This window comes from Kitasatospora sp. NPDC088351 (assembly GCF_040685575.1).
GTDB lineage: Bacteria > Actinomycetota > Actinomycetes > Streptomycetales > Streptomycetaceae > Kitasatospora.
In genome coordinates, this window is sequence record NZ_JBFBIL010000091.1 from 1 (window position 1) to 20595 (window position 20595).

At 71.8% G+C, this 20595-nt stretch carries 19 protein-coding genes; 17 read left to right on the top strand and 2 right to left on the bottom strand.

What is annotated here, in order from left to right; translation table 11 throughout:
- Window positions 1–10 precede the first annotated feature (10 nt).
- On the bottom strand, window positions 11–1729 hold the full coding sequence (locus AB0P06_RS35120) for a hypothetical protein (RefSeq protein ID WP_363614760.1): 1719 nt from the start codon (window positions 1727–1729) through the stop codon (window positions 11–13).
- 182 nt (window positions 1730–1911) lie between these two features.
- On the opposite strand from AB0P06_RS35120, the gene AB0P06_RS35125 reads away from it, so the two are divergent.
- The gene (locus AB0P06_RS35125) at window positions 1912–2346 is read left to right on the top strand and encodes a DCC1-like thiol-disulfide oxidoreductase family protein (RefSeq protein ID WP_363614762.1); all 435 of its coding nucleotides are present in this window, start codon (window positions 1912–1914) and stop codon (window positions 2344–2346) included.
- A 37-nt stretch (window positions 2347–2383) separates the two neighbouring features.
- Here AB0P06_RS35125 and AB0P06_RS35130 read toward each other — a convergent pair whose 3' ends face one another.
- Complete coding sequence (locus AB0P06_RS35130; RefSeq protein WP_363614764.1) at window positions 2384–4435, bottom strand: elongation factor G-like protein EF-G2; 2052 nt, start codon at window positions 4433–4435, stop codon at window positions 2384–2386.
- A gap of 277 nt (window positions 4436–4712) precedes the next feature.
- On the opposite strand from AB0P06_RS35130, the gene pgsA reads away from it, so the two are divergent.
- The 16 genes from pgsA to AB0P06_RS35210 all read left to right on the top strand — a co-directional run bounded on the left by pgsA (window position 4713) and on the right by AB0P06_RS35210 (window position 20470).
- Window positions 4713–5360 (top strand): phosphatidylinositol phosphate synthase, encoded by a 648-nt coding sequence (gene pgsA / locus AB0P06_RS35135; protein WP_363614766.1) that lies wholly within the window; start codon window positions 4713–4715, stop codon window positions 5358–5360.
- A 17-nt stretch (window positions 5361–5377) separates the two neighbouring features.
- On the top strand, window positions 5378–6361 hold the full coding sequence (locus AB0P06_RS35140; RefSeq protein WP_363614768.1) for a phosphatidylinositol mannoside acyltransferase: 984 nt from the start codon (window positions 5378–5380) through the stop codon (window positions 6359–6361).
- A 17-nt stretch (window positions 6362–6378) separates the two neighbouring features.
- Window positions 6379–7563, top strand: a complete 1185-nt coding sequence (locus tag AB0P06_RS35145) for a glycosyltransferase family 4 protein (RefSeq protein ID WP_363614769.1) — start codon at window positions 6379–6381, stop codon at window positions 7561–7563.
- Window positions 7564–7621: 58 nt separating this feature from the next.
- Window positions 7622–7987: an isomerase gene (locus AB0P06_RS35150; protein ID WP_363614771.1), complete on the top strand. Its 366-nt coding sequence runs from the start codon at window positions 7622–7624 to the stop codon at window positions 7985–7987.
- Window positions 7988–8085: 98 nt separating this feature from the next.
- On the top strand, window positions 8086–8586 hold the full coding sequence (locus AB0P06_RS35155; protein WP_363614788.1) for a hypothetical protein: 501 nt from the start codon (window positions 8086–8088) through the stop codon (window positions 8584–8586).
- 134 nt (window positions 8587–8720) lie between these two features.
- On the top strand, window positions 8721–9632 hold the full coding sequence (gene pdxS / locus AB0P06_RS35160; RefSeq protein WP_030258885.1) for a pyridoxal 5'-phosphate synthase lyase subunit PdxS: 912 nt from the start codon (window positions 8721–8723) through the stop codon (window positions 9630–9632).
- 93 nt (window positions 9633–9725) lie between these two features.
- Entirely contained in the window at window positions 9726–10346 is a 621-nt protein-coding gene (gene pdxT / locus AB0P06_RS35165; protein ID WP_363614773.1) for a pyridoxal 5'-phosphate synthase glutaminase subunit PdxT, read from the top strand.
- A gap of 79 nt (window positions 10347–10425) precedes the next feature.
- A complete protein-coding gene (locus AB0P06_RS35170; protein WP_209410139.1) occupies window positions 10426–11184 on the top strand; it encodes a YebC/PmpR family DNA-binding transcriptional regulator in 759 nt (252 codons plus the stop codon).
- A gap of 114 nt (window positions 11185–11298) precedes the next feature.
- Complete coding sequence (gene ruvC, locus AB0P06_RS35175; protein WP_363614776.1) at window positions 11299–11862, top strand: crossover junction endodeoxyribonuclease RuvC; 564 nt, start codon at window positions 11299–11301, stop codon at window positions 11860–11862.
- Entirely contained in the window at window positions 11859–12470 is a 612-nt protein-coding gene (gene ruvA / locus AB0P06_RS35180; protein ID WP_363614778.1) for a Holliday junction branch migration protein RuvA, read from the top strand. The genes ruvC and ruvA overlap by 4 nt, the downstream gene beginning before the upstream one ends.
- A gap of 54 nt (window positions 12471–12524) precedes the next feature.
- Window positions 12525–13601: a Holliday junction branch migration DNA helicase RuvB gene (gene ruvB / locus AB0P06_RS35185; protein ID WP_363614780.1), complete on the top strand. Its 1077-nt coding sequence runs from the start codon at window positions 12525–12527 to the stop codon at window positions 13599–13601.
- Window positions 13602–13851: 250 nt separating this feature from the next.
- The gene (gene yajC, locus AB0P06_RS35190) at window positions 13852–14259 is read left to right on the top strand and encodes a preprotein translocase subunit YajC (RefSeq protein WP_363614782.1); all 408 of its coding nucleotides are present in this window, start codon (window positions 13852–13854) and stop codon (window positions 14257–14259) included.
- 237 nt (window positions 14260–14496) lie between these two features.
- The gene (gene secD / locus AB0P06_RS35195; protein WP_363614790.1) at window positions 14497–16185 is read left to right on the top strand and encodes a protein translocase subunit SecD; all 1689 of its coding nucleotides are present in this window, start codon (window positions 14497–14499) and stop codon (window positions 16183–16185) included.
- 4 nt (window positions 16186–16189) lie between these two features.
- Window positions 16190–17296 carry a protein translocase subunit SecF gene (secF, locus tag AB0P06_RS35200; protein ID WP_363614784.1) on the top strand — a complete coding sequence of 369 codons (1107 nt, stop codon included), beginning with the start codon at window positions 16190–16192 and terminating at the stop codon, window positions 17294–17296.
- 25 nt (window positions 17297–17321) lie between these two features.
- Window positions 17322–17873 (top strand): adenine phosphoribosyltransferase, encoded by a 552-nt coding sequence (locus AB0P06_RS35205; protein ID WP_363614786.1) that lies wholly within the window; start codon window positions 17322–17324, stop codon window positions 17871–17873.
- A 179-nt stretch (window positions 17874–18052) separates the two neighbouring features.
- Complete coding sequence (locus tag AB0P06_RS35210; protein WP_363614792.1) at window positions 18053–20470, top strand: bifunctional (p)ppGpp synthetase/guanosine-3',5'-bis(diphosphate) 3'-pyrophosphohydrolase; 2418 nt, start codon at window positions 18053–18055, stop codon at window positions 20468–20470.
- Window positions 20471–20595: the final 125 nt, after the last annotated feature.

Here is a 20595-nt window from a genome sequence, read left to right on the forward strand (position 1 = left end):
ACGACGGCGATCAGGTCCGGCTGCGCGCCGTTGATGGTGTCGACGATCCGCCGGGTGTGCGCGCGGCCCAGGATCGGACCGAGGTGCCGGCGTCGTAGCTGTCGACGCGGAACGGGCGGGTGCCCTGTGCCTCGGACTTGATGATCGAGGCACGGTTCTTGAAGCGGTCGGTGTCCAGGTCGTGCTCCTCCAGGAACTCCAGCGTGGCCGCGTGCACCGCGCTGAGCACCGGGACGGAGGCGTTGAGCGCGTTGTCGGTCATGAACCGGCTGCCCCACGGCGGCGAGGCCCAGGCGTGCCGCAGGCCGAACGGCTCGGGCAGGCCGAGGCCGCCGCCGAGCCAGGAGAGCAGACCGGGGGCGCGCACCAACGGCGCGCGGACGGCCTGGCGCACCACCTCGTCGTTGTCGATCAGGGGGAGCTGGATGGTGCGCTCCTCCCAGAACTTGCCGGTCTTCGGTTCGGTCTTCTCCTTCGGCTTGGGCTTGTCGAAGAAGACGCCGTTGACCGGGCCGAGGGCGTAGCCGGCGACCGTGACCGTCAGGGTGTTGGCGAGCACGGTGACGGTCACGGTGAAGGTGATGATCAGCTTGCCGTCGAAGGTGATGAACTGGGTGGCGAGGTAGTGCCGGGGACCGCCGCCGGCGAAGGTCTGCCGGTCGGCGACGGTCTGGACGGCGAACTCGCGCATCCGGTCGCCGTCCATGTCGGCACCACCGGGCCGGCTGATCTCGTCGGCGCTCTCGCCGACTTCGAGGACCACCCACTGCTTCACCGAGACGTTGGTCATACCGCTGTTGGCGACCTCGCTGATGCCCAGGCCCTTGAGCCGGCCGGCGATCTTGCGGACCAGGTCCCAGGGGTGGAAGGCCCGGAAGTCGGCGTGACCCTCGGCGGGTTGCAGCACGTCGATGAGCCGCCACTCGCCCCAGCGCTTACCGACACCGAGGATCCCCTTGGGGCCGGCGTAGTGCTGGACGTTGGTCTCCTGCTCGGCCTCCAGGCGGCCGAGCTTGGCGCGCAGGTCGGCGGCCTTCTTGTCGAGGTCGTCCCGGGGGACGGCCTTGGGCACGGTGGCGGCGACGGCACTGCCCTCGACGAGGGCCTGCCAGCGGGCGCGCAGGTCCTCGGTGGTGCGCAGCACGATCCGTTTGGCGAGGTACCAGCCGATGACCGGGGCGAGCATGACCACACGCAGATAGATGCCGAACAGGCCGCCGGCGGGCGGTCGCAGGGCGAGCAGTACGGCGATGGCGGCCGCCCCGACGAGGACGAGACCGCCGTAGAGGCCGGCCCGGTCGGGGCTGTCCTTCTTGAGCCAGGCGCGGAGCTGGAACGCGGCGAGCCAGATCAGGGTGCCGGGCAGGAAGAGGACGCCGGTGACGACGGTGATGGTGGTGAGCCGACGGTCGCGGGCGTCGCGGATTTCCTGTGCGGCGAGGCAGTGCTCGACGATCTGGCGGGTGTCGGTCCCGAAGGAGGGCACGACGGGTTTGCGTCCGGCACCGAGGGTGCGGGCGATGACGGCACGGCTGAAGGCCTCGCCGAGGTTGGGCCGGAAGAGTGAGAAGCGGCCCTTCTTCTCGGTGGCCGCGGTCACCTTCCCGACGAACTCGGAGATCTCGCCGTCCCGGTAGGCCGCCGAGGAGAGCGCCTGGGTGACGGCGGTCTGCGGGCCCGCGTCGGTCCGGGGTATCTGCGCACCCGGGGTCATGTCGAGTGTGGTCACGGTGGCGTCCCCTCCTCCCCTTGTCAGCGGCAGGGTACCGTGCCGCGGTGCCGGCGCGCGGATGATCGTCTGAAGTGCCGTCACGATCGGGCCGCGGCGGGCCTGTGGGGCATGATGCCCATGTTTCGGGCAGTCGATGCCCCTGCGGCGGACCGGCGGCCGTGATGGTGCACGATGGGGGCATGGTGCGTTCGAAGGGGCCTGTGGTGAAGGATCCGGTACTGGTCTTCGACGGGGACTGCGCGTTCTGCACGACGTGCGCGAACTGGGCGGAGCGGTATCTGCGGCAGACCCTGGCCTCGGGGGGCTGGGAGGCGGTGCCGTTCCAGTTCGCGGACCTGGCGGCGCTGGATGCCGCGGCCGGGGGGCGTGGAGAGGTGAACGCGGAGCGCGCGGAGCGCGAGGTGCTCTGGGTGACGCCGACGGGCCGGGTGTACGGCGGGGCGCAGGCGGTGGCGCGGCTGCTGATGCGCTCGGGCGGGGTCTGGGCGTATCTGGGCGGGGTGCTGGCGCTGGCGCCGGTGCGGCCGGTGGCGGCCGTGGTGTACCGCTGGGTGGCCCGGAACCGCGACCGGATGCCGGGCGGCACACCGGCGTGCGCGCTGCCGCGGCGGTAGGGCGTCTCCTGCGGCGCGAGCCGCGGCCCGGGCCCGGTCAGCCGTCGGTGAAGCGGGCCGCGAGGGCGGCGGGCATGGGTTCGTGGCGCAGCCGGGCGCGGGAGAACTCGGCGGTGCCGTGGGTGAGCGAGCGCAGGTCGACGGGGTAACGGTTCAGTTCGAGCTCGGGGACCTCGGCGCGCAGCAGGGTGAGGCCGGGGCCGCCGGTCTCGGTGCCGAGGACACGGCCGCGGCGGGCCGAGAGGTCGCCGAGGACGGCGCCGAGGTAGTCGTCGGGCAGCAGGACCGTGACGGCGGCGACGGGTTCGAGCAGCCGGATGACGGCGTGCTCGGCGGCGTCGCGCAGGGCGAGGGCGGCGGCGGTCTGGAAGGCGGAGTCGGAGGAGTCGACGGAGTGCGCCTTGCCGTCGGTGAGCGTGACCCGGACGTCGACGAGCGGGTGCCCGGTGGCGACACCCTTGGCGAGCTGGGCGCGGACGCCCTTCTCGACCGAGGGGATGAAGTGTTTGGGGACGGAGCCGCCGACGACGTGCTCCTGGAACTCGAAGCCGGAGCCGGCGGGGAGGGGCTCGACCTCCAGGTCGCAGATGGCGTACTGGCCGTGGCCGCCGGACTGCTTGACCAGACGGCCGTGGCCGGTGGCGGCGGTGCCGAAGGTCTCGCGCAGGGCGACCTGGTGCTCGACGGTGTCGACGTGGACGCCGTGGCGGCCGCGCAGGCGGTCGAGGACGACCTCGGCGTGGGCCTCGCCGGTGCACCAGAGGACGAGCTGGTGGGTGTCGGGGTTCTGTTCGAGGCGGAGGGCCGGGTCCTCGGCGGTGAGACGGGCGAGGGCCTGCGAGAGCCTGTCGTCGTCGGCCTTGCTGTGGGCCTCGACGGCGATCGGGAGCAGGGGCTCGGGGAGGGGCCAGCCGTCGAGTTCGACCGGTCGGCCGGGCTCGTGGACGGTGTCGCCGGCCCGGGCGGTGGTGAGTTTGGCGGCGCAGACGAGGTCGCCGGCGGTGGCGTGCGGGACGGGCCGCTGGAGTTTGCCGAAGGGGCTGCTGAGGCCGGTGACGCGCTCGTCGCCGTTCTGGTCGGCGGGGTGCTCGGGGCCGGCGAGGTGGATCCGGGTGTCGGGGCGCAGGGTGCCGGCGTAGACGCGCAGCAGGCTGATCCGGCCGACGTAGGTGTCGCCGGTGACGCGGACGATCTGGGCGGCGAGCGGGGCGTCGGGGTCGCAGTCGGGGCCGGGGCGGGTGCGTTCGGTGGGGTCGGGGAAGGCGGTGGTGACGAGGTCGAGGAGTTCGGCGGTGCCGATGCCGGTGTCGGTGGTGGGCAGGGCGGGGTGGAGGGTGCAGGCGAGGACCTCGCGGCGCAGGCCAGCCTCGAGGGCGTCGGTGTCGAGGGGTTCGCCGGCGAGGTAACGCTCCATCAGGGTGTCGTCCTGGCCGGAGATGGCCTCGACGAGGCTCTCCCGGGCGGCGCTGGTGTCGGGCAGCGGGGCGGCCCGGCCGTAGGTGCGGCCGGTGAGCAGGTCGACGGTGCCGGCGGGGTGGCCGTCGTGGTGGACGGGCAGGTAGAGCGGGCGCAGGGTGTCGGGGCCCAGGCCGAAGGCGTCGTGGCAGGCGGTGAGGATGTCGTCGAAGCCGCTGCGGGCGATGTCGAGTTTGGCGACGGCGATGGCGCGGGGGATGCCCTCGGCGGCGCACTCGCGCCAGAGGGCGCGGGTGGGGGCGGTGACCGGGTCGGTGGCGGAGACGACGAAGACGGCGCCGTCGGCGGCGTGCAGGGCGGCGCGCAGGTCGGCGGCGAAGTCGGGGTGGCCGGGCGGGTCCAGCAGGTTGACCTTGACGCCGTTCCATTCGAGCGGGAGCACCGAGAGCTGGACGGAGCGCTGCTGCTGGTGCTCGATCTCCTCGTGGTCGGAGACGGTGGTGCCGTCGGTGACGCGTCCGGGGCGGCCGATGGCGCCGGCGGTGAGGGCGAGGGATTCGGCGAGAGTGGTCTTGCCCACGCCGCTGCAGCCGATGAGGACGACGTTGCGCAGATTGCGGGGGCCGGTGACGGTGGGCGCCTGGCCGGCTCGGGCGGTGCTGCGGTCGGGCATCGGGGTCTCCTCCCGTCGCGCCGAGGCTGTCGTGACGAGTCTAGGTGCGGTGTTCGCGAGGCCGCGTGTCGTACGGCGGCGCGGTCACCGCGTGTGTGTGCCCGTGCGCCGGGGGTGCCGGTGGGGCGGGCGTCGGGGGCCGGCGGGCGGTGCGGTGCGCCGGAGGGTGTCCCCGGCGTGGCTACGATGGGTGCGCCGGGTGGGCTGATCCGTCCGGCCGTCTGCCGCACTCTGGCGCCAGGCGGGTACCAGGGAGATCGGAGCGGTCGGGAAGGCCATGCTCAACAAATACGCGCGTGCCTTCTTCACACGTGTCCTGACCCCGTTCGCCGCGTTTCTGATCCGGCTGGGCGTGAGCCCGGACGCCGTGACGCTGATCGGTACGGCCGGTTCGGTGGCCGGTGCGCTGGTGTTCTTTCCCCGCGGGGAGTTCTTCTGGGGCACCATCACGATCACGCTGTTCATCTTCTCGGACCTGGTGGACGGGAACATGGCGCGCCAGCTGGGGCGGAGTTCCAAGTGGGGCGCGTTCCTGGACTCCACGCTGGACCGGGTGGCCGACGCGGCGATCTTCGGCGGACTGGCGATGTGGTACGCGGGCAAGGGTGACAACAACCTGCTCTGCGCGGTGGCGATCTTCTGTCTGGCGAGCGGTCTGGTGGTGTCGTACACCAAGGCGAGGGCGGAGAGCCAGGGTCTGCCGTGTGATGTGTCGGGGCTGGTGGAACGGGCCGAGCGGCTGGTGATCAGCCTGGTCGCGGCCGGTGTCGCGGGTCTGCACACGTTCGGTGTGCCGTACGTGGAGTGGCTGCTGCCGGTCGCGCTGTGGCTGGTGGCGGCGGGCAGCCTGGTGACCGTCGTCCAGCGGATGGTGACGGTGCGCCGGGAGGCGTTCGAGGCCGACCGTGTGGCGGCCGGGAGCTGAAGGGGGGCGGGCCTTCGGTGAAGGACCGACTGGTGTACTCGGCGTACGCGCTGGGCTGGACGGCGTTGAAGCACCTGCCGGAGCCGGCCGCGCGCGGTCTGTTCGACCGGATCGCCGACTACGCGTGGCGCAAGCGCGGCAAGCGGGTGCTGCAGCTGGAGGCGAATCTGCGGCGGGTCTGCCCGGAGGCGGACGGGGCCCGGCTGCGGGAGCTGTCGCGGGCCGGGATGCGCTCCTACATGCGGTACTGGATGGAGTCCTTCCGGCTGCCGGTGTGGAGCCGGGAGCGGATCGCCCGGGATGTCCAGGTGGAGGGTTTCGAGCAGCTGCGGGCGACGCTGGACTCGGGCCGCGGCGCGGTCATCGCCCTGCCGCACTCGGGCAACTGGGATCTGGCGGGCGCCTGGGTGGCCTCCGAGGGATACCCGTTCACCACGGTCGCGGAGCGGCTGAAGCCGGAGCGGCTGTTCGACCGGTTCGTGGCGTTCCGGGAGAGTCTGGGCATGGAGGTCCTGGCGCTGACCGGCGGCGGGGTCAATGTGATCGGCACGCTGGCCCGCCGGCTGCGCGAGGGCCGGATGGTCTGCCTGGTGGGCGACCGGGACCTCTCGGAGGCGGGCATCGAGGTGTCCTTCTTCGGCGAGGCGACCAGGATGCCGGCCGGCCCGGCGGCGCTCTGCCAGCGGACCGGCGCGGCGCTGATGCCGGTGACGCTCTGGTACGACGGCCCGGTGCTGCGGGCGCGGATCCACCCGGAGGTCGTGCCTCCGGCGGAGGGCGACCGCAAGGCGAAGACCCAAGCGATGGTGCAGGCGATGGCGGACGTCTGGGCGGAGGGGATCCGCGAGCACCCCGAGGACTGGCACATGCTGCAACGGTTCTGGCTGGCCGACCTCCCGGTCCGTGAGACCGTGGGGGTGCCCGCCGCACAGCCGTCGAAGGTCGTCAGGCCCGCCGCGGAGCAGGTCGGCGAGCCCGCCGTCGAGGCCTCCGGGCCCTGAAGGAGCATGAGGAACCAGTGAAGATCGGCATCGTCTGCCCGTACGACTGGGACGTCCCCGGCGGGGTGCAGTTCCACATCCGGGACCTGGCCGAGCACCTGATCGGCCTCGGCCACGAGGTGTCGGTGCTGGCACCCGCCGAGGACGACGAGGCGCTGCCGCCGTACGTGGTCTCGGCCGGGCGGGCGGTGGCGGTGCCGTACAACGGCTCGGTGGCGCGGCTGAGCTTCGGCATCCTGTCGGCGGCGCGGGTGCGGCGGTGGCTGCACGACGGACGGTTCGACATCCTCCACGTGCACGAGCCGGCCTCGCCGAGTCTGTCGATGCTGGCCGCCTGGTCGGCGTCCGGGCCGATGGTGGGGACCTTCCACACGTCCAACCCGCGTTCGCGGGCGATGATCGCGGCCTCGCCGATCCTCCAGCCGGGCCTGGAGAAGATGCGGGCCCGGATCGCGGTGAGCGAGTACGCCCGGCGGACCCTGGTCGAGCACCTGGGCGGCGACGCGGTGGTGATCCCCAACGGGGTGGATGTCGGGTTCTTCGCCGAGGCCGAGCCGGACCCGCGCTGGACCGGTGGCGCGGCCGCCGGCGAGCCCGGCACGATCGGCTTCATCGGCCGGATCAACGAGCCGCGCAAGGGCCTGCCGACGCTGCTGGCCGCGCTGCCGAGGATCCTGGCCGAGCGGCCCGGGGTGCGGCTGCTGGTGGCCGGCAAGGGCGACGAGGAGGAGGCCGTCGCGGGTCTGGCGCCCGAGGTCCGCCGACAGGTGGAGTTCCTCGGCATGGTGAGCGACCGGGACAAGGCGCGGCTGCTGCGCAGCGTGGACCTGTACGTGGCGCCGAACACCGGTGGCGAGAGCTTCGGGATCATCCTGGTCGAGGCGATGTCGGCGGGGGCTCCGGTGCTGGCCAGCGACCTGGACGCGTTCAAGCAGGTGCTGGACGGCGGCGACGCGGGCGAGCTGTTCCCGGTGGAGGACGCGGACGCGCTGGCCCGGACGGCGCTGCGGCTGCTGGGGGACCCGGGCCGGCTGGAGGAGCTGCGCAAGGCGGCGTCCCGGCATGTGCGGCGGTTCGACTGGTCGACGGTCGGCGCCGACATCCTGGCGGTGTACGAGACGGTGACCGCGGGCGCGGCGGCCGTGGTCGAGGAGGACGAGCGCAGCGGGCGCCGCGGCCGGTTCGGCCTGGCCCGGGACTGACCGGCGGTTAGGGTGTGCCGGACGACCCGTCCGGCACACCCCGACCTCGGAGGACCCCATGCCGCAGATCTCCGTCGACTACTCGCCGAGCCTGGCGGGTTCCTTCGACCCCGGGGCGCTGGGGGTGGCGATCACCGGGCTCACCGTGAAGACGATCAACGCCTCGCCGCAGGCGTGCAAGACGTTCTTCCGCCGGATCGACGACTTCGTGGTGGGCGAGAGCACGGGCCCCGACACCCAGGTGTTCGTGGAGTTCCAGATCTTCCCCGGCCGCTCGCCGGAGGCCAAGGCGGCGCTCAGCGAGGCCGTCCTGGCGCTGCTGGCCGAGCACATCGCGCCGGCGGCCGGCACCCGGCTGTACACCGCGGTGAACATCACCGAGATCGACCGCGACAGCTACCGCAGCACCGTCGCCGAGGGCTGACGCGGCGGCACCGTCCGAGGCCGGGGCCCCGGAACCCGGTAGCGTAGCGCCCCGTGACTACCTGGATCTGGGCCGGCGTGGCCGTGGTGCTGTTCGGCATGTACCTGAGTTGGACGGCCGGCCGGCTGGACCGGTTGCACGCGCGGATCGACGCCGCCAGGGCGGCGCTGGACGCGCAGCTGGTCCGCCGGGCCTCGGTCGCGATGGAGCTGGCGACCTCCTCCCTGCTGGACCCGGCGGCCTCGCTGCTGCTGCTGGACGCCGCGCACGCCGCCCGGCAGGCCGAGGACGAGCAGCGCGAGGTGGCGGAGAGTCAGCTGAGCCTGGCCCTGCGGGCGGTGCTCGCCGAGTCGGAGCAGGTCGCCGTGCTGGTGGCCGAGCCGGGCGGCGAGGAGGCGGTGAAGGACCTGACGGCGGCGGTGCGCCGGGTGCCGCTGGCCCGCCGGTTCCACAACGACGCGGTGCGCGCGGCCCGGGCGGTGCGCGAGCACCGGCTGGTGCGGTACTTCCGGCTGGCGGGCAAGGCGCCCTTCCCGATGGCCTTCGAGATGGACGACACGCCGCCGCCGGCGCTCACCCCCGAGGGCGCTCCGGCCTGAACCGACCCGGCGTCCGGATCCGGCCTGTTTGTCGTATCCCGTGGGCCGGGCTGGACTTGGTGGCGCATGGAGGGGCCGTTTCTTCCGCCTACCATAGGGCGATAGCACTGGTTCATCTTCGAGTGAGGTCTCACGTGTCCACCACCCCCACCACCGCAGACCAGCCGCAGATCGGTACCGCCCGGGTGAAGCGCGGCATGGCCGAGCAGCTCAAGGGCGGTGTGATCATGGACGTGGTCAACGCCGAGCAGGCCAAGATCGCCGAGGACGCCGGCGCTGTCGCCGTCATGGCCCTGGAGCGGGTTCCGGCCGACATCCGCAAGGACGGCGGCGTCGCCCGCATGTCGGACCCGAACATGATCGAGGAGATCATCGCCGCGGTCTCGATCCCGGTCATGGCCAAGTCCCGGATCGGCCACTTCGTCGAGGCCCAGGTCCTGCAGTCGCTCGGTGTGGACTACATCGACGAGTCCGAGGTGCTGACCCCGGCCGACGAGGTCAACCACTCCGACAAGTGGGCCTTCACCACCCCCTTCGTCTGTGGCGCCACCAACCTGGGCGAGGCCCTGCGCCGCATCGCCGAGGGCGCGGCCATGATCCGCTCCAAGGGCGAGGCCGGCACCGGCAACGTGGTCGAGGCCGTCCGCCACCTGCGCCAGATCAAGAACGAGATCGCCAAGCTGCGCGGCTTCGACAACAACGAGCTGTACGCCGCCGCCAAGGAGCTGCGCGCCCCGTACGAGCTGGTCAAGGAGGTCGCCGAGCTGGGCAAGCTGCCGGTCGTGCTGTTCTCCGCCGGTGGCGTGGCCACCCCGGCCGACGCCGCGCTGATGCGCCAGCTGGGCGCCGAGGGCGTCTTCGTCGGCTCGGGCATCTTCAAGTCGGGCGACCCGGCCAAGCGCGCCGCCGCCATCGTCAAGGCCACCACCTTCTTCGACGACCCGAAGATCATCGCCGACGCCTCCCGCAACCTGGGCGAGGCCATGGTCGGCATCAACTGCGACACCCTGCCGGAGACCGAGCGCTACGCCAACCGCGGCTGGTAGTCACCCGCGACCCGGGCCGGCCCGCCGCAGCGCCTCGGCGCGCGGCGGGCCGTGCCACGTATTCCCGAAGAACGATCGAACGAGGTTGAGACCGTGAGCACTCCAGTCATCGGCGTCCTCGCCCTGCAGGGCGATGTCCGCGAGCACCTGGTCGCGCTGGCCGAGGCCGACGCGCTCGCCCGCCCGGTGCGCCGTGCCGAGGAGCTGGCCGAGGTCGACGCGCTGGTGATCCCCGGCGGGGAGTCCACCACCATGTCCAAGCTGGCGCTGCTGTTCGGCGTGATGGACCCGCTGCGCGCACGGGTCGCCGCGGGCATGCCGGTGTACGGCACCTGCGCGGGCATGATCATGCTGGCCGACAAGATCCTGGACGGCCGGGACGACCAGGAGACCGTCGGCGGCATCGACATGACCGTGCGCCGCAACGCCTTCGGCCGCCAGAACGAGTCCTTCGAGTCCGGTGTCACCTTCGCGGGCCTGACCGACGGCCCGGTGCAGGGCGTGTTCATCCGCGCCCCCTGGGTCGAGTCGGTGGGCGCGGGTGTCGAGGTGCTGGCCGAGCTGCCGGCCGCCGACGGCCCGGAGAGCCGGATCGTGGCCGTGCGCCAGGGCAACCTGCTGGCGACCTCCTTCCACCCGGAGCTCACCGGTGACCACCGGGTGCACGGCTACTTCGTGTCGATGGTCGAGGAGCACCTCGCCGCCGCGCGCTGACCGTGTGCCATCCGGTGGTGACGACACCGGTAAGATCTCATCTGTTTCATTTCCCTTTGGCGACGTAAAGGAGCTGGCGATGTCCGGCCACTCTAAGTGGGCTACCACCAAGCACAAGAAGGCCGTGATCGACGCCAAGCGCGGCAAGCTCTTCGCCAAGATGATCAAGAACATCGAGGTGGCGGCGCGCACCGGTGGCGGCGACCCGGCGGGTAACCCGACGCTCTACGACGCCATCCAGAAGGCGAAGAAGAGCTCGGTCCCGATCGACAACATCAACCGGGCCGTCAAGCGCGGTTCGGGCGCCGAGGCCGGCGGCGCCGACTACTCGACGATCATGTACGAGGGCTACGGCCCGAACGGTGTCGCGGTCCTCATCGAGTGCCTCACCGACAACCGCAACCGCGCCGCCTCCGACGTGCGCGTGGCGATGACCCGCAACGGTGGCTCGATGGCCGACCCGGGCTCGGTCTCCTACCTGTTCAACCGCAAGGGCGTCGTGATCGTCCCCAAGGCCGACGGCGTGGACGAGGACAAGCTCTTCGAGGTCGTCCTGGACCAGGAGCCCGAGGAGATCAACGACCTCGGCGAGTCGTTCGAGATCGTCTCCGAGGCCTCGAAGATGGTCGACGTCCGCACCGCCCTGGTCGACGCCGGCATCGACTACGACTCGGCCGAGGCCAACTTCCTCCCGAGCATGCAGGTCGAGCTGGACGTCGACGGCGCTCGCAAGATCCTGAAGCTGATCGACGCCCTGGAGGACAGCGACGACGTGCAGAACGTCTTCGCCAACTTCGACATCAGCGACGAGGTCGGTGCGCAGCTCGACGCCGAGTGATCGTTCTCACTCCCCGGCCCGGTGGTCCCCTGGACCGCCGGGCCGGTGTCGTCGGTCGGGTTGTCGGACCCGGACGGTAGCCTTCGCAGGTCGAGGACGAGAGGCGGGGCCGAAGTGCGGGTACTGGGTGTGGACCCGGGGCTGACCAGGTGCGGTATCGGCGTGGTGGACGGTGCGCCGGGCCGGCCGCTGCGGATGGTCGGGGTGGGCGTGGTGCGCACCCCCGCCGACGCGGAGATCGGGCCGCGGCTGCTGCTGGTCGAGCAGGGCATCGAGAGCTGGCTCGACGAGCACCGGCCCGACCTGGTCGCCGTCGAGCGGGTCTTCGCCCAGCACAACGTCCGCACCGTGATGGGCACCGCCCAGGCCAGCGCCGTCGCGATGCTCTGCGCCACCCGGCGCGGCATACCCGTCACCCTGCACACCCCCAGCGAGGTCAAGGCCGCCGTCACCGGCTCGGGCCGGGCCGACAAGGCCCAGGTCACCGCCATGGTGCAGCGCCTGCTGCGGCTCGACGCCCCGCCCAAGCCGGCCGACGCCGCCGACGCGCTGGCGCTGGCCATCTGCCACATCTGGCGCGGCGGCGCCACCGACCGGATCGCCGCCGCCCTCGCCAAGGCGGCGCCGCCCGCCGCCCGCCCGTCCTCCGTCCGCGCCCCCCGAGGAGCCACCCGATGATCGCCTTCGTCCAGGGCCCGGTGGCCGCCATCAGCGGCGGGACCGTCGTCGTCGAGGTCGGTGGCGTCGGCATGGCCGTCCAGTGCACCCCCGCCACCACCGCGGGCCTGCGGCTCGGCGAACCCGCCCGGCTCGCCACCTCGCTGGTCGTCCGGGAGGACTCGCTCACCCTGTACGGCTTCGCCGACGACGACGAGCGGGCCGTCTTCGAGATCCTCCAGGCCGCGCCCGGTGTCGGACCGCGCCTGGCCCAGGCGATGCTCGGCGTGCACAGCCCCGACGAACTGCGTGCCGCCGTCGCCTCGGGCAACGAGAAGGCGCTGATCGCGGTGCCCGGCATCGGCAAGGCCAAGGCCGCCAAGCTGCTGCTGGAGTACAAGGACAAGCTCGGCGCCCCGCACGGCAGCGTCCCCGCCCAGAAGGCGATCGCCGCCGGGCCCGCGCCGTGGAGCGAGCAGCTGCACTCCGCGCTGGTCGGCCTCGGCTACGCGCCGCGCGAGGCGGACGAGGCGGTCACCGCCGTCACCCCGGAGGCGGAGGCGCAGTCCGTCACGGATGTCGGGGCCCTGCTCCGGGCGGCGCTGCGCACCCTCAACCGCGCCCGCTGACAGCACCGCGCGATCTGACCATCTGTCACCTTGTCGACATTGGAGCCCGCACCGATGAGCCCGTACGACTCCGAACCGGCCGACCGGCTGGTGACGGCCGCCGCCGACGGCGAGGACCAGGCGGTCGAGGCGGCGCTGCGTCCCAAGCAGCTGGACGAGTTCATCGGCCAGGAGCGGGTGCGCGAGCAGCTCTCCCTGGTGCTCCAGGCCGCCCGCAAGCGCGGCACCGCGCCGGACCACGTGCTGCTCAGCGGACCGCCCGGGCTCGGCAAGACGACCCTCTCCATGATCATCGCGGCCGAGCTGGGCGCCCCGATCCGGATCACCTCGGGACCGGCCATCCAGCACGCGGGGGATCTCGCGGCGATCCTCTCCTCCCTCACCGAGGGCGAGGTGCTCTTCCTCGACGAGATCCACCGGATGTCCCGGCCGGCCGAGGAGATGCTCTACATGGCGATGGAGGACTTCCGGGTCGACGTGATCGTCGGCAAGGGCCCGGGCGCCACCGCCATTCCGCTGGAACTGCCGCCGTTCACCCTGGTCGGCGCCACCACCAGGGCCGGCCTGCTGCCGCCGCCGCTGCGCGACCGGTTCGGCTTCACCGGGCACATGGAGTTCTACGCGCCGGCCGAGCTCCAGCGGGTGGTGCACCGCTCGGCCGCCCTGCTGGACGTCGAGATCGACCCGGCCGGCGCCGCCGAGATCGCCGGCCGCTCCCGGGGCACCCCGCGGATCGCCAACCGGCTGCTGCGCCGGGTCCGCGACTACGCCCAGGTCCGGCACGACGGCGTGGTCACCCCGGAGATCGCCGCCCAGGCGCTGGCCGTCTACGAGGTGGACGCCCGCGGTCTGGACCGGCTGGACCGCGCGGTGCTGGACGCGCTGCTGCGGCTGTTCGGCGGAGGCCCGGTCGGTTTGTCGACACTGGCGGTCGCCGTGGGGGAGGAGGCCGAGACGGTCGAGGAGGTCGCCGAGCCGTTCCTGGTCCGGGAGGGCCTGCTCGCCCGCACTCCGCGCGGGCGGATCGCCACCCCCGCCGCCTGGCAGCACCTCGGGCTCACCCCGCCGGTCCAGACCACCCGGGGCACGGTGCCACCACAGGCGGAACTTTTCCCGGCCGACGAGGGCTGAACGGGTGAAGGGCGGCCGGCCGGCTCCGGCGCGGGGGCCCGAACGGGCCTGTGCGCAGGGGCCCGGGGGAGAAGTTCCGGGGAAACTGTGCAGGCGGAGGGTCGCCACTTTCGGTGGCAGGATGCGATGCTTGGCGTTGTCCGATCAGTTCGGGGTCGCCTAGACTCCGCCGGACCGCCCCTCTCACCTGACGGGCCGACCAATACCACACAGGCCGCCGGCCGGCGGCCCGTAAAGGACCCTGGCTGCAGTGAACCTCATCATCCTTCTCCTCCCGATCATCGCGATCGTGCTCATGTTCCGGTCGCAGAAGAAGCGCCAGCAGCAGATGCAGCAGATGCAGACGGCGCTGGAGCCCGGGGCGGGGGTGCGCACCATTGGCGGCCTGTATGCCCAGGTGAAGGCGATCAACGACGAGACCGTCGAGCTCGAGATCGCGCCCGGTGTGGTCTCCCACTTCACCAAGAGCACGATCGCGGCCGTCCTGGACCCGCAGGAGTACGACGCGATCATCAACGGCCGCCCCGCCGATGACGAGCTGACCGAGCCGGAGGCCGAGGACGCCGACGCCGAGCCGGTCGAGGACAAGCCGCTGACGCTGACCAAGGACAGCGCCGCGAAGGGCGATGTCGAGGGCGGGGCTTCCGCGAGCAAGTAGTACGGTCCGGGCAACCGCCCGGCCGCGCGGCGCAGTGCCGCGAGCCCACAGGACCTCAGGGCCGCAGATCCGCCATGCCCCCGTCCCGCCGCGAGCCGGACGGGGGTCCGGTCGGGGAGGTGGCATGGACAGGGAGAAACGAGCAAGGTGGCAGCACCCAAGTCGCGCCCGCGCGACGGCTACCCAGGGCGGGCACTGGCCCTCATCCTGGTCGTCACCGTCGGACTGGTCGCCCTCATGTTCGGGACGGGCCACACCAAGCCCCGCCTCGGGATCGACCTCGCAGGCGGCACCAGCATCACGCTGACCGCGAAGTCGACCGACCCCAAGGCGATCAACAAGTCCAGCATGGACATCGCGACCGGGATCATCGAGCAGCGTGTCAACGGGATGGGCGTCTCCGAGGCGGAGGTCCAGACCCAGGGCGACGAGAACATCATCGTCAACATCCCCAAGGGCGGTGACAAGCAGAGCGCGGTCGACCAGGTCGGAACCACCGCGAAGCTGTTCTTCCGCCCCGTCCTCGCCCTCGCGCCGAGCGGCATCGCCGCCCCGGCACCGGCCCCGAGCGGGACCCCCTCGGCGACCGGCTCCGCCGCCCCGGGCGCGACCCCCTCGGCCGCCGGTACGGCATCGGCGGGTGCCACCACCGCCACGCCGAGCGCCACCAAGCAGGGCCGCGCGGCCAGTGAGGCCCTCGCGGCCGACGCCACCCCGTCCGCGGCCGCCACCACCGGCGCGAGCGCCGCCCCGAGCGCTCCCACCGACCCGGTCACGCCGGACCTCTCCAGCGCGATGACCCAGGGCACCGTGCCGCCGGCGCTGGCGGCCGACTTCGCCAAGCTCGACTGCACCAAGCCCGAGCAGCGCAAGAACTTCCAGACGGCTGACGACCAGCCGGCCATCGCCTGCACCCAGAAGGACGAGCAGGGCGTCTACTACAAGCTCGCCCTCGGCCCGGTCGCGGTGAAGGGCGCCGACGTCTCCAAGGCGCAGGCCACCATCGACACCCAGCAGGGTGCCGGCTGGCAGGTCCAGCTCCAGTTCAACGGCACCGGCACCGACGCCTTCACGGCGGTCACCGGCCAGCTCGCCACCCAGCCCAGCCCGACCAACCAGTTCGCCATCGTGCTGGACGGCCAGGTCGTCTCCCACCCGTACGTGCGCAACGCCATCCCCGGCGGCTCGGCCGTGATCTCCGGCAGCTTCAGCCAGCCGGAGGCGCAGAGCCTCGCCAACGTGCTGAGCTTCGGCGCCCTGCCGCTGGAGTTCACCACCAGCGACGTCACCACCGTCTCCCCGCAGCTCGGCGGCGACCAGCTGAAGGCCGGCCTGATCGCCGGCGCCATCGGCATGCTGCTGGTGATCGTGTACTCGCTGATGTACTACCGCGGCCTCGGCCTGGTCTCGATCGCCGGTCTGCTCGTCTCGGCGGCCCTGACCTACTCGATCATGAGCCTGCTCGGCGCGGGGATCGGCTTCGCGCTGAACCTGCCGGCCGTCTGCGGCGCGATCGTCGCGATCGGTATCACCGCGGACTCCTTCATCGTCTACTTCGAGCGCATCCGCGACGAGGTCCGCGAGGGCGCCCTGCTGCGCCCGGCGGTCCAGCGGGCCTGGCCGCGCGCCCGGCGCACCATCCTGGTGTCGGACTTCGTGTCCTTCCTCTGTGCCGCCGTGCTCTACCTGGTCTCGGTCGGCAAGGTGCAGGGCTTCGCCTTCACCCTGGGCCTGACCACCGCGCTCGACGTGGTGGTGATCTTCCTCTTCACCAAGCCGCTGATCACGCTGCTGGCCCGCCGCAAGTTCTTCGCGGACGGCCACCCGTGGTCCGGTCTGGACCCGAAGCGCCTTGGCGCCCGCCCGCCGCTGCGCAGCACCCGTCGCCGCAGCTCCTCCTCCTCTGCCGCCGTGAAGGAGGCCTGACACCGTGTCACGCTTCTCCAATCTGGGTCACCGGCTCTACCAGGGCGAGGTCAGCTTCGACTTCGTCGGGCGCCGCAAGCTCTGGTACAGCATCTCCGCTGTGATCGTCCTGGTCGCCGCGATCGGCCTGGCGATGGGTCTGCACCTGGGGATCGAGTTCAAGGGCGGCTCGGTCTACACCGTCAACAAGCCGGGGCTGACCGTCTCGCAGGCGCAGGACGCGGCGAACAAGATCGCCCACTCCAACGCGCTGGTCCAGTCGACGGACAACGGCAAGATCCGCATCCAGGTCAGCTCCGAGGACGAGGAGACGGTCTCCGCGGCGACCTTCACCGACCAGCTGTCCAAGGAGCTCGGCGTCCCGGTCGCCGAGATCGACACCCAGGTGATCGGCCCCAGCTGGGGTAAGCAGATCTCCCAGAAGGCCCTCACCGGCCTGATCATCTTCATGGTGCTGGTGACGGTCTACCTGGCGATCGCCTTCGAGTGGCGGATGGCGGTGGCGGCGCTGGTCGCCCTCATCCACGACCTCCTGATCACCATCGGCGTGTACGCCCTGGTGGGCTTCGAGGTCACCCCCGGTACGGTGATCGGCTTCCTGACCATCCTCGGGTACTCGCTCTACGACACGGTCGTCGTCTTCGACACCGTGAAGGAGAACACCAAGGGGCTCACCAAGCAGAACAAGCGCACCTACAGCGAGGCCGCCAACATGGGCCTCAACCAGACCCTGGTGCGCTCGCTCAACACCACCGTGGTCGCCCTGCTGCCGGTCGCCGCGCTGCTGTTCATCGGCGGCGGCTTCCTGGGCGCCGGCACCCTGAACGACATCTCGCTGGCGCTGTTCATCGGTCTCGCCGCCGGTGCCTACTCCTCGATCTGCGTCGCCACGCCGCTGCTGGCGCAGCTCAAGGAGGAGCAGCCGGAGATGAAGGCGCTCGCCAAGCGGGTCGCCCAGCGCCGCGCCGCGGACGCCAAGGCGGCCGCCGAGGGCGAGGGGACGCCGGCGGGGGAGGAGTTCGCCGACGGCGACCTGCCCGCGGGTATGGTCGGTCAGCGTGGCACGGCCGGTACCGTGCGTGCCAAGGGCCGTCCGTCCACCAAGCACTGAAGCCCGCCCGACTGTAAGGACTCTTGTGACCACCGCCGACATCGCCCTGACCGAGCTGCTGAACAGCCGGATCCGGGACGTCCCGGACTACCCGAAGCCGGGTGTGCTGTTCAAGGACATCGCGCCGCTGCTCGCCGACGCCGAGGCCTTCGGGGCCCTCACCCGGGCGCTGGCGGACCGGGCGACGGCCCTGGGCGCGACCAAGGTGGTGGGCCTGGAGGCGCGCGGCTTCGTGCTGGCGGCCCCGGCGGCCTTCGCGGCCGGGCTCGGCTTCGTGCCGATCCGCAAGAAGGGCAAGCTGCCCGGCGAGGTGTTCCAGCGCTCGTACGAGCTGGAGTACGGCTCGGCGACGCTGGAGGTGCAGTGCGACGCCTTCGCACCCGGTGAGCGGGTGCTGGTGGTGGACGACGTGCTGGCCACCGGCGGCACGATCGGCGCCTCGCTGGACCTGGTGAAGGAGGCCGGCGCCGAGCTGGTGGGCGTCGTGGTGCTGATGGAGCTGGGCTTCCTGGACGGCCGCGAGAGGCTCTCCGGACACCTGAACGGGGCTCCGCTGGAGACGCTGGTCACGGTCTGAGGTCAGACGGAAGGGCGGCGGTCGGATCATCCGACCGCCGCCCTTCGCGTGTCCGGGCCCGGGTGGCTGAACACCGGAGCGCCCGGCTCGGTACCATGAAGATTCATCCCCTCCCGGTTGTGCGAGCCGTACGAGGGGCAGGCCCGGTGCCCCGAGGAGTGTCCTTGCCCGACGAGGTTGTGCCCACGGCCCAAGCGGCCGCCCCCGAAGACCGTCCCACGCCCTCGGGGGCCACCCCGGCACGCCCGGCGCCGACCTCCTCCCGCCCGGTGGCTCCGGCCACCCGCCCCTCCTCCTCCGGCGGTATGCGCGCCCGCCTGGCCCGCCTCGGCGGCCAGCGTTCCAGCGTGCTCAACCCGGTGCTGGAACCGCTGTTCCGCTCGATCCGGGCGAACGACCCCAAGGCCGACCCGGCCCTGCTGCGGGACATCGAGAAGGCCTACGCCGTCGCCGAGAAGTGGCACCGCGGGCAGAAGCGCAAGAGCGGCGACCCGTACATCACCCACCCGCTGGCCGTCGCGACCATCCTGGCCGAGCTGGGTATGGACGCCCCGACCCTGATGGCCGGGCTGCTGCACGACACCGTCGAGGACACCGACTACGGCCTGGAGACCCTCCGCAAGGACTTCGGCGACTCGGTGGCCCTGCTGGTGGACGGCGTCACCAAGCTGGACCGGGTCAAGTTCGGTGAGGCCGCGCAGGCCGAGACCGTCCGCAAGATGGTCGTCGCGATGGCCAAGGACCCGCGGGTCCTGGTGATCAAGCTGGCCGACCGCCTGCACAACATGCGCACCATGCGCTACCTCAAGCGGGAGAAGCAGGAGAAGAAGGCCCGCGAGACGCTGGAGATCTACGCCCCGCTGGCACACCGGCTGGGCATGAACACCATCAAGTGGGAGCTGGAGGACCTCGCCTTCGCGATCCTCTACCCCAAGATGTACGACGAGATCGTCCGCCTGGTCGCCGAGCGCGCGCCCAAGCGCGACGAGTACCTGGCGACCGTCATCGACCAGGTCCAGGGCGATCTGCGCGGGGCCCGGATCACCGCCTCGGTCACCGGCCGGCCGAAGCACTACTACTCGGTCTACCAGAAGATGATCGTCCGGGGCCGGGACTTCGCCGAGATCTACGACCTGGTGGGCATCCGGGTCCTGGTCGACACCGTCCGCGACTGCTACGCGGCGCTGGGCACCATCCACGCGCGGTGGAACCCGGTGCCGGGGCGGTTCAAGGACTACATCGCGATGCCCAAGTTCAACATGTACCAGTCGCTGCACACCACGGTGATCGGTCCTGGCGGCAAGCCCGTCGAGCTGCAGATCCGCACCTTCGACATGCACCGCCGGGCCGAGTACGGCATCGCCGCGCACTGGAAGTACAAGCAGCGCGCGGTGGCCGGCGCCTCCAAGGTCCGCACCGACACCCCGGCCCAGACCCGCAAGGACGACAAGGCCGGCGCCGTCAACGAGATGGCCTGGCTGCGGCAGCTGCTGGACTGGCAGAAGGAGACCGAGGACCCGAGCGAGTTCCTGGAGTCGCTGCGCTTCGACCTCTCCAACAACGAGGTCTTCGTCTTCACGCCCAAGGGCGACGTCATAGCCCTGCCGGCCGGTGCCACCCCGGTGGACTTCGCCTTCGCCGTCCACACCGAGGTCGGCTACCGCTGCATCGGGGCACGGGTCAACGGGCGGCTGGTGCCGCTGGAGTCGACCCTGGAGAACGGCGACAGCGTCGAGGTGTTCACCTCCAAGGCGGAGAACGCCGGCCCCTCCCGGGACTGGCTTGGCTTCGTCAAGTCGCCGCGGGCCCGCAACAAGATCCGCGCCTGGTTCTCCAAGGAGCGCCGCGAGGAGGCGATCGAGCACGGCAAGGACGCGATCGCCCGGGCGATGCGCAAGCAGGGCCTGCCGATCCAGCGGATCCTGACCGGCGACTCGCTGGTCACCCTGGCCCACGAGATGCGCTACCCCGACATCTCCTCGCTGTACGCCGCGATCGGCGAGGGCCACGTCACCGCGCAGAACATCGTGCAGAAGCTGGTGCAGGCGCTCGGCGGGGAGGAGGGCGCCACCGAGGACCTCGCGGAGACCGCCACCCCGACGCACGACACCCGCCGGGCGGTGCGCCGCCGGGCCAAGGGCGATCCGGGTGTCATCGTCAAGGGCGTCGAGGACGTCTGGGTCAAGCTCTCCCGCTGCTGCACCCCCGTCCCGGGCGACCCGATCGTGGGCTTCGTGACCCGCGGCAACGGCGTCTCGGTGCACCGCGCCGACTGCGTCAACGTGGAGGCGCTCAGCCAGCAGCCCGAGCGGATGATAGAGGTCGAGTGGGCGGCCACCCAGTCCTCGGTCTTCCTGGTGGCCATCCAGGTCGAGGCGCTGGACCGGTCCCGGCTCCTCTCGGACGTCACCCGGGTCCTGTCCGACCAGCACGTCAACATCCTGTCGGCGGCGGTGCAGACCTCCCGCGACCGGGTGGCGATGAGCCGCTTCACCTTCGAGATGGGCGACCCGAAGCACCTCGGCCACGTCCTCAAGGCGGTCCGCGGCGTCGAGGGCGTGTACGACGTCTACCGCGTCACCTCGGCCCGCAAGTAGGGCCGGGGCAACGGAAAGGCCCCCGGGACTCTTGGGTTCAAGGGGTCGTCGCAACACCACTTGGTTTTAGGTGGTGAGTAGATCACGTAGACGCTCGGCTGGGGTATTCCAGCCGAGCGTCTTGC

Coding starts and splice junctions, on each gene's coding strand:
- AB0P06_RS35125 (WP_363614762.1), top strand. CDS start 1,912: ATGGTGCGTTCGAAGGGGCCTGTGGTGAAGGATCCGGTACTGGTCTTC.
- AB0P06_RS35130 (WP_363614764.1), bottom strand. CDS start 4,435: ATGCCCGACCGCAGCACCGCCCGAGCCGGCCAGGCGCCCACCGTCACC.
- pgsA (WP_363614766.1), top strand. CDS start 4,713: ATGCTCAACAAATACGCGCGTGCCTTCTTCACACGTGTCCTGACCCCG.
- AB0P06_RS35150 (WP_363614771.1), top strand. CDS start 7,622: ATGCCGCAGATCTCCGTCGACTACTCGCCGAGCCTGGCGGGTTCCTTC.
- AB0P06_RS35155 (WP_363614788.1), top strand. CDS start 8,086: ATGTACCTGAGTTGGACGGCCGGCCGGCTGGACCGGTTGCACGCGCGG.
- AB0P06_RS35170 (WP_209410139.1), top strand. CDS start 10,426: ATGTCCGGCCACTCTAAGTGGGCTACCACCAAGCACAAGAAGGCCGTG.
- ruvA (WP_363614778.1), top strand. CDS start 11,859: ATGATCGCCTTCGTCCAGGGCCCGGTGGCCGCCATCAGCGGCGGGACC.
- ruvB (WP_363614780.1), top strand. CDS start 12,525: ATGAGCCCGTACGACTCCGAACCGGCCGACCGGCTGGTGACGGCCGCC.
- secD (WP_363614790.1), top strand. CDS start 14,497: ATGTTCGGGACGGGCCACACCAAGCCCCGCCTCGGGATCGACCTCGCA.